The sequence below is a fragment of the Bradyrhizobium sp. Kon10 genome, assembly GCF_055807395.1.
Genome location: NZ_JBVVOZ010000033.1, coordinates 24,452 through 37,195, shown reverse-complemented (window position 1 = coordinate 37,195; position 12,744 = coordinate 24,452). Strand labels below are relative to the sequence as shown.

The 12,744-nt window shown below is 65.9% G+C and carries 12 protein-coding genes; 8 read left to right on the top strand and 4 right to left on the bottom strand.

Going from position 1 to position 12,744, the window contains the following annotated elements; all coding sequences use genetic code 11:
• Nucleotides 1–268 precede the first annotated feature (268 nt).
• The 7 genes from AC0L2O_RS30420 to AC0L2O_RS30390 all read left to right on the top strand — a co-directional run bounded on the left by AC0L2O_RS30420 (nt 269) and on the right by AC0L2O_RS30390 (nt 7,201).
• On the top strand, nt 269–661 hold the full coding sequence (locus tag AC0L2O_RS30420; RefSeq protein ID WP_473372340.1) for a BlaI/MecI/CopY family transcriptional regulator: 393 nt from the start codon (nt 269–271) through the stop codon (nt 659–661).
• Nucleotides 658–3,177: a M56 family metallopeptidase gene (locus tag AC0L2O_RS30415; protein ID WP_473372339.1), complete on the top strand. Its 2,520-nt coding sequence runs from the start codon at nt 658–660 to the stop codon at nt 3,175–3,177. The genes AC0L2O_RS30420 and AC0L2O_RS30415 overlap by 4 nt, the downstream gene beginning before the upstream one ends.
• A 162-nt stretch (nt 3,178–3,339) precedes the next feature.
• On the top strand, nt 3,340–4,797 hold the full coding sequence (locus tag AC0L2O_RS30410) for a DUF1800 domain-containing protein (RefSeq protein ID WP_473372338.1): 1,458 nt from the start codon (nt 3,340–3,342) through the stop codon (nt 4,795–4,797).
• A 2-nt stretch (nt 4,798–4,799) separates the two neighbouring features.
• Nucleotides 4,800–6,050 carry a DUF1501 domain-containing protein gene (locus AC0L2O_RS30405; protein WP_473372337.1) on the top strand — a complete coding sequence of 417 codons (1,251 nt, stop codon included), beginning with the start codon at nt 4,800–4,802 and terminating at the stop codon, nt 6,048–6,050.
• A gap of 27 nt (nt 6,051–6,077) precedes the next feature.
• Nucleotides 6,078–6,245, top strand: a complete 168-nt coding sequence (locus tag AC0L2O_RS30400) for a hypothetical protein (RefSeq protein WP_409192408.1) — start codon at nt 6,078–6,080, stop codon at nt 6,243–6,245.
• A gap of 150 nt (nt 6,246–6,395) precedes the next feature.
• A complete protein-coding gene (locus AC0L2O_RS30395; protein WP_473372336.1) occupies nt 6,396–6,929 on the top strand; it encodes a septal ring lytic transglycosylase RlpA family protein in 534 nt (177 codons plus the stop codon).
• A gap of 116 nt (nt 6,930–7,045) precedes the next feature.
• Nucleotides 7,046–7,201 carry a hypothetical protein gene (locus AC0L2O_RS30390; protein ID WP_473372335.1) on the top strand — a complete coding sequence of 52 codons (156 nt, stop codon included), beginning with the start codon at nt 7,046–7,048 and terminating at the stop codon, nt 7,199–7,201.
• A gap of 51 nt (nt 7,202–7,252) precedes the next feature.
• Here the strand turns inward: AC0L2O_RS30390 and AC0L2O_RS30385 are convergent, their stop codons facing one another.
• The 3 genes from AC0L2O_RS30385 to AC0L2O_RS30375 form a co-directional block, all read right to left on the bottom strand.
• Nucleotides 7,253–7,543 (bottom strand): hypothetical protein, encoded by a 291-nt coding sequence (locus tag AC0L2O_RS30385; protein WP_409192411.1) that lies wholly within the window; start codon nt 7,541–7,543, stop codon nt 7,253–7,255.
• 128 nt (nt 7,544–7,671) lie between these two features.
• Nucleotides 7,672–7,947: a hypothetical protein gene (locus tag AC0L2O_RS30380; protein WP_409192412.1), complete on the bottom strand. Its 276-nt coding sequence runs from the start codon at nt 7,945–7,947 to the stop codon at nt 7,672–7,674.
• A 133-nt stretch (nt 7,948–8,080) separates the two neighbouring features.
• Nucleotides 8,081–10,771 (bottom strand): flavin-containing monooxygenase, encoded by a 2,691-nt coding sequence (locus AC0L2O_RS30375; RefSeq protein ID WP_473372334.1) that lies wholly within the window; start codon nt 10,769–10,771, stop codon nt 8,081–8,083.
• A 192-nt stretch (nt 10,772–10,963) separates the two neighbouring features.
• Here AC0L2O_RS30375 and AC0L2O_RS30370 point away from each other — a divergent pair, with 192 nt between their 5' ends.
• Nucleotides 10,964–11,212 (top strand): hypothetical protein, encoded by a 249-nt coding sequence (locus tag AC0L2O_RS30370; RefSeq protein WP_409192414.1) that lies wholly within the window; start codon nt 10,964–10,966, stop codon nt 11,210–11,212.
• An 83-nt stretch (nt 11,213–11,295) separates the two neighbouring features.
• On the opposite strand, the gene AC0L2O_RS30365 is transcribed toward AC0L2O_RS30370, so the two are convergent.
• Nucleotides 11,296–12,531 (bottom strand): LON peptidase substrate-binding domain-containing protein, encoded by a 1,236-nt coding sequence (locus AC0L2O_RS30365; protein ID WP_473372333.1) that lies wholly within the window; start codon nt 12,529–12,531, stop codon nt 11,296–11,298.
• Between the last annotated feature and the right edge of the window lie 213 nt (nt 12,532–12,744).

The window sequence follows — 12,744 nt, the reverse complement described above, 5'->3', positions numbered from 1 at the left end:
CTCGGTCACCTCTCCCGCTTGCGGGAGAGGTCGGCGCACTTGCGCCGGGTGAGGGCTCTATCCTCTTGGGGAGTCCCGCTGCGGAGACATCCTCACCCCAACCCTCTCCCGCAAGCGGGAGAGGGAGCGCACCGCCCTCGCAGCTGGCAATGCGCCTCGTTAGGGCAGCACCGCGATACTATTTCAGGTAGAATGCCGTTGCGCGGCGCGGCCCTATATGCGACGTTCTGTAGCGTTACAAAGAACTCAAGCTGCTGGGTAGGCCACCATGGACGATCGTTTGCCCGACCTGGGCGACCTCGAGCACGAGGTCATGCAACTGGTTTGGGCCCATGGTCCGGTGACGGCCGAGGTCGTGCGCGAGCGGCTGTCGCGGCCGCTGAAGGAATCGACCGTCCGCACGGTGCTGCGCCGGCTGGAAGAAAAGGGCTATGCGAACCACACCGTGGACGGTCGCACCTATGTCTACCACGCCGCCGAACCGCGGGCGCAGGTCGCGGCCAAGGCGGTGCAGCGGATTGTCGACTGGTTCTGCAACGGCTCGATGGAAGAGGTCCTTGTCGGCATGGTCGACAACGCGATGCTCGACCAGCAGCAATTGCGCACACTGGCCGACCAGGTCGCCAAGGCGAAGAAGGCGAGGGGAGTGAAGAAAGAATGATCGCAACTCTGGCTGAGGCGGCGCTACGCTCCTTCGTGCTGGGAGGCGTCGTCTGGTTCGGTCTCAACCTGTTTCGGGTGCGCAATCCGCACGTCCATATGACGGCGTGGGTCGTCGTGCTGCTGGCATCGCTGGCGATGCCTTTCGTGATGCATTGGCCGACGCTCACGGTCGATCGCCTGCCCCTATCCGTGCCGATGGCGGACGAACTCTGGCCGGCCGATATGTCGATGCTGGAGGCGCCGCAGCCGGCCTTGCCGGTCGCCCCCAGCACTGCCGTCGTGCTGCCGGTGAAAAGCGGTCCCTCGGTCCATTGGGGGTTGGTGGCGACGATCGTCTACGCCGGCGTCGCCTGCTTGCTGCTGCTGCGGCTGGCAATTGGCCTTTGCCTGACCTGGCGCCTGGCACGCGCGGCGAAGCCGATGCAGGCTCCGCACATGATCGATGCCGATGTTCGCGTCAGCCGCGACGTCGGCGGCCCCGTCACCTTCGGCTCGACCATTCTGGTGCCGCCGCAATTTTTCGGCTGGGACGCGAAAAAGCGCCTCGCAGTGCTCGCGCATGAGGGCGCGCATGTCGCCAACGGTGATTTCTACGTCCTGCTGCTTGCCTCGCTCAACCGCGTGGTGTTCTGGTTCAGCCCGTTCTCGTGGTGGCAGCTCGCGCATCTGGCCGAGCTTGCCGAGATCATCAGCGATGCCCAGGCGATCGAGGTGATCGAGGACCGGCTGTCCTATGCCGAAATCCTGCTCGACGTCGCAACCTCGGTGAAGCCGCGACCGATGGAGCTCGCGATGGCGCGGGTCTCGACCGTGCGTGCCCGCGTCGAGCGCATCATCACGGCTGCTGCGCTGCCCGTTGCCGTCGGTTGGCGCAAACGGCTGTGGATCGCAGCGGCGATCGTGCCGGTCGTCATCGTCTCCGCCGGCATGATCGCCTATCGCACGCCGGACCCGGCGCCGTTCGCAACAAATCTCGGTGAAGAGCCGGCGCAGCATTATCGTCCGTTCGTCAATTTCTACGCCATGGGGCCCGCCTCGGTGTTCGCCGTCTTCCGCGACGGCGACGAGCTCTACGGCCAGCTGACCGGACAGCGCAAGCTGCGCCTGTCGATCGGCAATGACGGCACGGCGTCCTACGCGGGTTGGTTCGGCGAGATCACGTTCCCGCTCGATGCGGAGCGCAGATCCCCCGAGCTGATGCTGCATATGAACGGTCGCGATGTGCGCGCGGTGCGCGTTGCGGAAATGCCGCTGCCGGCCGCGGACCCGACCTCGCTCGATCAATATGCGGGCTGGTACAGGATCGCGCCGAACCGCGTGCTCACCGTGCGCAGCGACGGCGATCGTCTGCAAGTGCAGGAAACCGGGCAGGGCGGATCGCAGGTTCTCGCCGAGGGCGCCGATGCGTTTTCCGTGCACGGCGATCATCTCCTGATCTTCCTGCGCGACGAGCAAGCCAGAGTGTCGCGCGTGCTGGTCCACAGCGAGGTCTTCGGCGCGCGACTCGCACCGCGGATCGACGCAGCCGTGGCCCAGGCGGTCGAGGCCGACTTCGCCCGCCGCCTCGCCGAAGTTCCGGATCGATTCCGCGAGCAGGTCCCGGCCGCGGGCGGCAAGGAGATGATCTTGCGCGGCATCGAGGACCTGCGCGCCGGCACGCCGAGCTACGATCGCATGAGCGCGCCGCTCGCCGCCAAGATCCACGGCCAGCTCGAGCAATTGCACGCGACATTCGTCGCACTCGGCGCGATCGAGTCGATCTTCTTCCGCGGCGTCGGCCCCGGCGGCTATGACATCTACGGCGCGAAGTTCGCGAACGGTACGGCGGAATTCCGTCTGCTGCTCGAGCCCGACGGCAAGGCCGGCGACGTGACCTTCCGTGCCGACGGCAATGACGAACTCGGCGGCATCATGCTTTGCTCGGAGCAGGCGAACCTGCGCGGCCGCGCCGGCACCTCGCCGATCAGGATCATGGTCTATAACGAGCTGGGCGAGGACATCCAGGTCTTCAATCTCGACGCGGACGGCAACCGCAAGACGCAGAGCGTGGTCAGGCCCAACATGAGCTGGGCCTCCCTGACCACCGTGAACGATCCCTGGGTGATCGCCGACAAGTCGGGACGTTGCCTCGAGGTCCTGGTGCCGGGCCGGCAGACCCGTTTCCACAATGTCGAGGCTTCGAGTCTCGGCGCGCGGCCGGGGCGCGCGGCACGGCGCGCCGTTCCGATCGCCAACGGCGAGGAGATGCTGCGGAGCTACATCGAAAGCGTCGGCAAGGGCCAGCCGGACTACGAGCGCATGACGTCGGAGGTCGCCGACATCACGCGTCAGCAGCTTCCGTTCGACCAGGCGATCCTGACGCGGCTCGGCGCGTTGCGCGCGATTTCGTTCCGTGGCGTCACCGCGCTCGACAGCGACATCTACATTGCCCAGTTCGCCAACGGGTCGGCGGAGTGGCGCATCGGCGTCAGGAACGGCACCATCACCAAGATCGCGCTGGGGCCGAATTTCTAGGCCTCTCCCGCGCATGCGCTGGATTACGGATGCGCGTTCGATCGGCTTCAATCTCCGCTTGCAAAGGCCTAGCTCAAGTGTTACGTTCCGTAGCATACGGATCGTAGCTTGATGCGGCGACGTGGGCCGCCGTCGGACTGCTGGAAGAATCGGGCGTTCGTCATGAGCAATTCCGCAAAGGCCGAGACCGTGCTGGCGCTTCATCGTTTCGGGATGGGGCCGCGACCCGGTTCGATCGCTGCCGTCGGGAGCGACCCGCGCGGCGCGCTGATTGCCGAGCTCGATCGGCCGCTGCTGCTGACCGCTGCGGCCAGCCTGCCTTCCAGCGCGAAAGCCTATCGCACCGTGGCCGACGCCAACGCACGGCGAGCGGCGCGTGCCAAGCAGGCGCAGCTGCAGGCAAAGAAGCAGCAGGCGGCTGCGACGCCGATGATGTCGGAAGACCAAACGCAAGGGCAGGCCCCGGGCGCCGAGAAGGATGCCGCGGCGATGGCGGCCAAGCAGGCCGCCGAAGCCGTTCCCGATCCCGGACGGCCGATCTATTTGCAGGAAGCCAAGCTGCGCATCGAAGCCGCGCTCTGCGCGGACATCGGCTTCGCCGAACGGCTGGTGTGGTTCTGGTCCAATCATTTCTGCATCTCGGCCTACAAGATCCAGAGCATGTCGGGTGCCTACGAGCGCGAGGCGGTTCGCCCCAATGCGCTCGGCCGCTTCGCCGATCTGCTTCAGGCGGTCGAGGGCCATCCGGCGATGCTGTTCTATCTCGACAATCTCGGCTCGATGGGCGCGAACTCGATTGCGGGCATCAACCGCAACCGCGGGCTCAACGAAAACATTGCGCGCGAGATCATGGAGCTGCACACGCTCGGTGTTCGCGCCGGCTACACCCAGGACGATGTGATCAGCTTCGCCAATGTGTTGACGGGATGGACGCTCGTGCCACCCGGCGTCAATCCCGAGCACGGCGGCGAGTTCACCTTCAACCCGCGGCTTCACGAGCCCGGCGGGCAGACGGTCCTCGGCAAGCGCTACGAGCAGGAGGACGTCGAGCAGGGCCGTGCCGTGCTGCGCGACCTTGCCGCACATCCGGCGACCGCGACCCATGTCGCGACCAAGCTCGCACGGCATTTCGTGGCCGACGAGCCGCCTCCGGCCCTGGTCGAACACATGGCAGAGACGTTTCGCGACACCGACGGCGATCTCAAGCAGGTCGCGATTGCGATGGTCTCGTCGGACGACGCGTGGCGCGTGCCGCCGTCAAAACTCAAGCGTCCGGGCGAATGGGGCGTAGGCATGGTGCGCGCGACCGGCCTCAGGGAGGTCGATCCCGCACTCTTCACCGGGGCCCAGGACCTGCTCGGCGAGGGACTGTGGCGCCCGTCGGCGCCCAAGGGCTTTCCCGACGACGAGGCCAGCTGGATCGACGGCATTGGCCGGCGGCTCGACATCGCCAACAATTTTGCCGAGCGCGTGGCGGCCACCGCGGATCCGCAGGTGATCATCGAGGATGTCTTCGCATCCGAGATCACAGCAGAGGTGAAGCAGGCGGTCGGGCGCGCCGAGAGCCGGCAGCAGGCGCTGGCGTTGTTGTTCATGTCGGCGGATTTTCAGAGGAGGTGAGCATGGGCGTCGCCAATCATTTGCCCACGCGGCGCGAACTTCTGGTCGGCTCCGGCGCGCTGTTTGCGTGGAGCCAGATGCCGCGGCTCGCACGCGCCGAAGGGCGTGATCCGCGCCTGCTCGTCATCGTCCTGCGCGGCGCGCTCGACGGCCTTGGTGCGGTCGCGCCGGTCGGTGATCCCGACTGGATCTCGCTGCGCGGCGATGGCGCGCTGACGCTGGACGGCAAGCCGCCGGCGCTGCCGCTCGATGCCTTCTTTGCGCTCAATCCGGCGATGCCGAACCTGCACCGGCTCTACAAGACCGGCAAGGCCTCGATCGTTCATGCCGCAGCGACACCCTATCGCGAGCGCTCGCATTTCGACGGCCAGGACGTGCTGGAGAGCGGATTCACCAAGCCCGGCGCGACCTCCTCGGGATGGCTCAACCGCGCGCTGCTCGCACTGGAGTCGGGCGGGCGCGTCGACCCGCGCGGCAGCCGCGCGCTCGGCATCGGGTCGGTGACGCCGCTGGTGGTGCGCGGTACCGCGCCGGTGATGACATGGGTGCCGCAGAAATTGCTGCCGGCGAGCGAGGACACGCAGAACCGGCTGCTCGATCTCTACCAGCACACCGACCCGAAGCTCGCGACCGTGCTTCAGGCGCGCATCAAGCTTGCCTCGCTCGCCGGTGCGCCCGGCACCGGCGATCCGATGTCCGACGACCCAACTTTGATGCCGCCCGGCATCGAGCGTGTGCGCGCCTATTTCGCCGAAGCCGCCGGCACCGCGGCGCGCTATCTCGCCAAGCCCGATGGCCCGCGCGTCGGCGCCATGGGCTTCGTCGGCTGGGACACGCACATCGCCGAAGGTGCTGCGTCAGGCCAGCTCTACAATCTGCTCGGTGCGCTCGACGGTGCCTTTGCCGCGATCGAAAAAAATATGGGCGAGGCCTGGGGCGAGACGGTCGTCGCTGTCGTCACCGAGTTCGGCCGCACCGCGCGCATCAACGGCACGCAAGGCACCGACCACGGCACCGGCACGGTCGCCTTCCTGATCGGCGGCGCGCTCGCCGGCGGCCGCGTGATCGCGGACTGGCCGGGACTGAAATCGGCGCAGCTGTTCGAGGACCGCGATCTCAAGCCGACCACTGATCTGCGCGCCGTGCTGAAGGGCCTGCTGCGGGATCATCTCCGCGTCGAGGAGAAGGTGCTCGCCGAAACGGTCTTCCCCGGCAGCGCGGATGTCAAAGCGATCGGCGGCCTCGTCGGCTGACGGGGCCATCGCAACTGGATCGGGTTCATGATGTGCACACTGACGCAACGGGAGCTCGACTTTCTCGCCAGCCTGAAAACGGGCTGGCGGCGGCTCTATCGGCGCGAGCTCATGCGGCTCCTGAAGGGCGACATCAGGACCGGTGAGGTTCAGTCGGACGGGCGCCCGATCATCTGGCGCGTCGTATCGGGCTGATCTTCGCAGGCTTGTCCCGATCCAGGACACGCGACTGTGGTGGAATCGCCACAGCCGGCGCGAAACGATGGTGGCCCTAAGGCCGCTTTTGTTCAGCCAAGGTTCTGCCCTCATTGCCCACCGAACTCCGGGTTGTTCGGAGGGCGCATCATGTCTCGCTTCGCACGTGCCGAAACTGCCCGGATTTGGCTTACAACCTCGTGCCGCCAATCGGCTCGGCTGCTGCTCGCGATCGTCGCCGCGGCATCGCTCGCCGCCTGCGCCCAATCGCCGGTGGGACGCCAGAAGGCCGATCTGGTTGGCACCAGCAGGCAGGCGGTGGTCGAGCGTCCGCACAGGATGGCGGCGCTACATCCGCGGGCGATCCACCGGGCGCGTCCGTCCGATGATGCAGGAAGCACGCAGACTGCCTCGCGAGGCGTTGCCAGTTTCTATTCGGATACGGAGACCGCCAGCGGCGAGAGGTTCGACAAGAACGAATTGACCGCGGCCCATCCCACGCTGCCGTTCGGCACAAAGTTGCGCGTCACCGATGTCTCGTCCGGCCGCTTCGTGACCGTCAGGGTCAATGATCGCGGGCCCTATGTCCGCGGCCGCGTGGTCGACATCTCTCCGTCCGCGGCCGAGGCGCTTGGGATGGTGGACAGGGGTGTTGCCAATGTCAGGCTCGACGTCGTCCAATAGTGCGTGATCGATCCCGTCGAACGGGCGCGCTTAACCGGCTGTTAGCCGCTCTCGCGCACCATGGCTGTCCAGACAAGTCGCGGCTCCCAATTCGGGGCCTGTGGGGGAGGCGGCGTTTGAACGCGATCCAGTATCTCGAAGATCAGGCCGCACGCGCCGAGCGGATCGCCAAACGGATCACGGATACCAGGACGATCGAACAGCTCCTGACCTTCGCAGGCGATCGCCGCCGCGAGATCGAACTCATCGCCGCAAGGCGACGGCGGGCTTAGCTTCCGGCATATCATCGCCCACGCCGGTGCATCGACAAGGACGATGCGCGATCAGCTATGGCTCTCGACGAAATCGCTGAGATAGTCCGGCAGCTCCATACCCTCGATATCGCAGCGAGCCCGAATCTCACGGGCGACGTCGATGGAGATGTCCTTCATCCAGTGCTCGAGCGTGTTGAAGGAGATCACCTTGACGGGATCGTTGAAGCAGCCCGCGACGAGCTCGCGGATGGTCGCGTCGATGTCGCTTCGCTCGACGCGGATCTCGGTCGCCTCGTCGCGACGATCGATCACGACGAACAGGGTCTGGTCAGCGCCGTAAGGCACCGTTGGATCGGGCATGCTGGTTTCGAGCATCTCAGGCACTCACGCCTTGGCTTTCCGATCACGACAACCGCAGAATCGGCGAGAAGGTTCCTAGCTTGCTGAGAACCCCGGCGTGCACGTGCGGATATCGCGTCTACCCGCAATCAGAGAAACTCTCTCCAGCGCGACAATTCAATGACGTGCTCGGGCGACAGGATCTCGGTGACCAGCGGCGGCTGCGGCGTCGTGTGGATCTCGTAGAGATGCCTCGTGGACTCCGGCTTGGCCATGAAGACCGAGATACATTCGTCGAGCGTCCCTTCGCTCACCTGGTAGGGCTCCCGCTCGGCTCTCCGCTGGTTGGCAAGCGACGGCCATTTATGCAGCGCGGCGCGCGCGCCGAAATCGACCTTTGAATCCGTAGCCGGTGCGTCCCCCATCGTCCCAGCCTCACGCAAAAACAACCCCAGCACACAAAGCTTGCTTGCGTGCCGGGGCCCACATCAATCGCTACATCTCAATGCCACGCCCACCAACGCAGCGACCGGGAAATGGTTCCCGGCCGCTGGCGGCTCAGCTCGCGGCCGCTGCTATCCTGTGCTCGGGGCTGGCAAGGCCGCGGGCGTTGTCCTCGCCACGCCGCACCTCCGGCGGAAGCCCGGCAAAGCGTCGCATCGCGTCGGCCATTTGCACCCGGCCCGAGACGCCGGTGATCACCACGTCCACCATCACGAAGGACGAGTGGAAATGGCCACGGGCCTTGAGCTGCTCGACCGGCACGCCGGCGGCCGCCATGGCATCGGCATAGGCGATGCCCTCGTCGCGCAAGGGATCGAACTCGCAGGTTACCACGAAGGCCGGCGGCAGGCCGGCGACCTTGCCGCGCAGCGGCGAGACGCGCGGATCGGTCCGGTCGGCCGGTGCGCAATAGAGGTCCCAGAACCAGTACATCAACGAACGCGTCAGGAAATAGCCGGTCGCATTGTCGTTGTAGGATCCACGATCGAAGCTGCAATCGGTGACGGGGCACACCAGGAGCTGGCCGGCGATCTCCGGCCCGCCGCGGTCGCGTGCGATCTGGCAGGTAACGGCGGCGATGTTGCCGCCAGCACTCCAGCCCGCCACCAGCACCGGGCCCGGCTGCCCGCCGAGTTCGGCCGCGTGCTCGGCGATCCAGCGCGTTGCCGCATAGCCGTCCTCGGCAGCCGCGGGAAAACGATGCTCCGGCGCGTGGCGATAGCCGACGCTGACGAAGATCATGCCGGTTCGTCGCACCATGTCCCGGCAGAACGGATCATCGGACTGCTCGTCGCCGAGTACCCAGCCGCCGCCATGGAAATAGACCACGACCGGATGCGGCCCCGGCGTTGCAGGCTTGTAGACACGATAGGGCAGGGGACCGTCGGCGCCGGGCAGCGTGCCGTCGGTGACGGCGCCGACCGGCCGTCCCGCTGGGCGGCCCTTGTTGAATTCGTCGACAAAGGCGCGCGCGCCGAGCGCGCCCATCGACTCGATCGGCGGCAGGTTGAGCGATGCCAGCAGGTTCAGCACCAGCCGCACGTCCGGTTGCAGGCGGACCACCTCGCCGTCATTGCATTGCGCGGCGACATCTGGGCCGGTGAGCCTGAAGCCGAGCATGCCGCAGTTCGCGACCTCGTCGCAGATGCTGCGATAGGGGCCGACGCCGCCGGTATAGGGCATCAGCGCGTGCACCTTGCCGGGCACGTTGGCGCCCGTGTACCAGGTGTTGGCAAGCCGGTGCAGCGTCAGCGTCGCACAGTCAGCCATGTGCCGGCCCCAGCCGGCCTGTGCGGTCTCGGTGGCTTCGATCGTGGTGAAGCCGGCGTCACGCAGTGCGGCAAGCCGCTCGACCACCCAATCGACATGCTGCTCGATCGACACCGCCATGTTCGACAGCACCGACGGACTGCCGGGGCCGGTGATCATGAAGAAGTTCGGGAAGCCCGCCACGGTGAGGCCAAGATAGGTCTGCGGCCCCTGTGCCCAGACGTCGGACAGCGACTTGCCGCCGCGTCCGGTGATCGGATGCACGGCGCGGATTGCGCCGGTCATGGCGTCGAAGCCGGTCGCGAACACGATGACGTCGACGTCGAAGCTGCGCTTCCCGGTGGTGATGCCACCCGCACTGATCGCCTTGATCGGCTCCTGCCGCAGATTGACCAGGGTGACGTTCGGCCGGTTGTAGGTGGCGTAATAATTTGTATCGAGGCAGGGGCGTTTTGCGCCGAACGGATGATCGTGCGGCGTGAGCGCCGCGGCGGTTTCGGGATCCTTGACAATGGCGCGGATCTTTTCCCGGATCAGGTCCGCGACGATGTTGTTGCCGTCGATGTCGACGCCCTGATCGGCCCAGAGCTGGGTCAGGATGTAGATCAGGTCGCCCTTGCCCCATGCTTCCTCGAAGCGCGCGCGCAGTTCGGCCTCGCTCAATTGCCAGCTGACCGCCGTCTGGTGCGGGTAGGGCACGCCGGTCATCGACTGGCGCGCCTGTTCGCGATAGCCGGCGCGGTCGCCCCGCAGCAGGCTCATGCGGTCGGACGGGGCGGGACCGTTATGGGCTGGCAGCGCGAAATTCGGCGTGCGCTGGAACACGGTCAAATGTGCGGCCTGCTCGGCGATCACCGGGATGGACTGGATCCCTGAGGAGCCGGTGCCGATCACCGCAACGCGTTTTCCCGCAAGATTGACGCCGCCATGCGGCCAGCGTCCGGTGAAATAGACCTCACCGCCAAATTGGCTAACGCCGTCGATTTCCGGCGGCTTCGGCGCCGAGAGGCAGCCGGTGGCCATGATGTAATGGCGGCAGGACACGGGCGCACCATTGTCGGTGCTGAGCTGCCAGCGCTCGGTCGCTTCGTCCCATTTGGCTTCCGTGACCTTGGTCTTGAAGCGGATGTCGCGCCTGAGCTCATAACGGTCGGCGACGAAGCCGAGATAGCGCAGGATCTCGGGCTGGGTCGCGTATTTCTCCGACCAAGTCCAGGCGGCTTCGAGTTCCGGGTCGAACGTGTAGCTGTAGTCGATGGTCTGGATGTCGCAGCGCGCGCCGGGATAGCGGTTCCAGTACCAGGTGCCCCCGACATCGTCGGCCTCTTCGAGCACGACCGTGGTGAACCCCGCCTTGCGCAGGCGGTGGAGCAGATAGAGGCCGGCAAATCCGGCGCCGACCACGGCGACATCGACCTGTTGGGCTGTTCCACTTGCTGCCTTGGACTCGCGTGCGGCGACCATTGCGTCAGGCATGGCATATTCCTTCCCGTGCTTTTATTTTGCCGTCAGGCTATCGCCGCCGGCCCGGCTTGTCATCAGAACAAGCGCAATCTGCGGTAGCGGTTTGCGGCGTCATCGTGGCCGCGCGAACGTTGCTTCGATGCACGCATCGCGATGCACAATGGCCGTGATTGCCCGGGCTAATCATGACCGATCCGTCTGTGTATGCTTGCGGCTACAAGCCACGCGTACCGACCGGGCGTCATGACAGAGTTGAGTGAGCGGACCAAAGCCAACATGGACGTCGTCCTGGAGGAGACGTGCCGCCAATTGCCGCATGGCGGCGATCACGACAGCCGCCGCTTCATCGCCGAGCGCCTGATCGAGGCAGCGCGATCCGGCCATTCAACGCTCGGCGAACTCGGCATCATCGCGCGGCGTGCGCTCGCGGAGATTATCGGCAAGGGCGGTTAGGCTTGCAGTCGATGGGACAGTCCGGACCTGGGCGCCAGGTCCGGCTGCGACGTTCCTGCCAGAATGCAAACGGGGCGGGCGCTTCAAGTCTCATTTGGACTGCGAGCGATGAACTCGGCCGCACGGGCGCGCAATATCCCATGTTCGCCGAGCAACTGCGCTGCAGGGCTTCGCGTCTCCGGAAATATGCCGATCAGCATGTTCGCACCGGTTACCGCGGCGCGTCCGAGCTCATACGCATGGATTTCTGCACGCTGTTCTGCGCGTTGGAATGCGGCGGTGGGTTTGGCGTCCTCGTCATTCTGGGTGACGATATTGTCGAGCTCCCGATCGATATAGGCTTTGATGCTCGGTCTCATGGCGCCGATGTCGGCCTTGCAAGCCTGCATCACGGCGACGGCGTCGGCATCGTCGAGGAGTGCGAGCAGGAGATGCTCCAGCGTAGCGTATTGATGATGCCGCTCCGTGGCATAGCCGAGGGCGCGGAGCCTTGTTGTCTGGAGCGCCGGCGAGAGCGGGCGGCGAAACTCCATGAACGCGTCGACCTGCCTCAGCCGCGCGACTGGATCGAGGGTCGCCAGCAGATTCTGCTTGTCGGCCATCGGCAATACCAGCCGCGTTGCGATGATGTCGGCGACGCGTCCCGGATCGCGGGTCTGTTCGAGCAAGGGCCATACCCCCGGGATGCGGATGTCACGGGCCGCCGTATAACGTTCGAAGCGCCTGACGGCGCGAAGGATCAGTTCCGGTGCATCGGGGATCGGCCCCTCCGAGAGGGCAACAATCTCCGCCTCGTATGCGCCGCTGCCGGTGACGAAGCGTTGGATCAGGACGCGGCGATTGACTTGCGTGAGCACTTTCAGCGTCCCGTCAGGAAGCGGTTCAAGTTCGAGCAGTTGGGCGAGGACGCCGATTGCATGGACATCCCCGTCCCCCGGCTCGTCGGTGCCTTGCTCCTTCTGGATCGCCAGCACCACCTCGCGCTGTCGTCCGAAGGCGTGGTCGAGCGCCTGCATGGTCTTTGGGCGTCCAACGAACAAAGGGTACGTCGCAGTCGGGAAGGGGACCAGGTCCCGCAACGGAACGGCGGGGTAGGTTGCCAATCCGGCTTGAGGTCCTGCTGCGTGCGCGCTTGCGGGTGGCGCCTGACCGTTGCGTCGGTCGGCCTGGAGCAGCGCCGACATGGTGTTCCAGTCGGTGAGGCCGAAGATCCTGGAGACCAGGTCCAGGCTCTCGCCGTGACTTATGTTGATAGCTTTGGTCTGGAGTTGGTCGCGCAGGGTCTGCGCCATAGCCTTCGCATCGCGAAAATCGCGCATCGGTGTCGTCCTTTGCTATGAGCGAACCAGGCGTGTCAGGTGGTTGCGTTGCTGACCCGGTCGCTCGGGCAAAGGCAGGCCGAAAACGGCTTCGATACGTTCACCGTCCCGTGGAGGGTGCAACCGGCCGGTCGTATCAACCGAACGAAAAAGTGACCCAAAGTGCGCTCGCTGTCAATCGCAACGGCGCCCGCGGCGAAGCTTGCCTCGCTG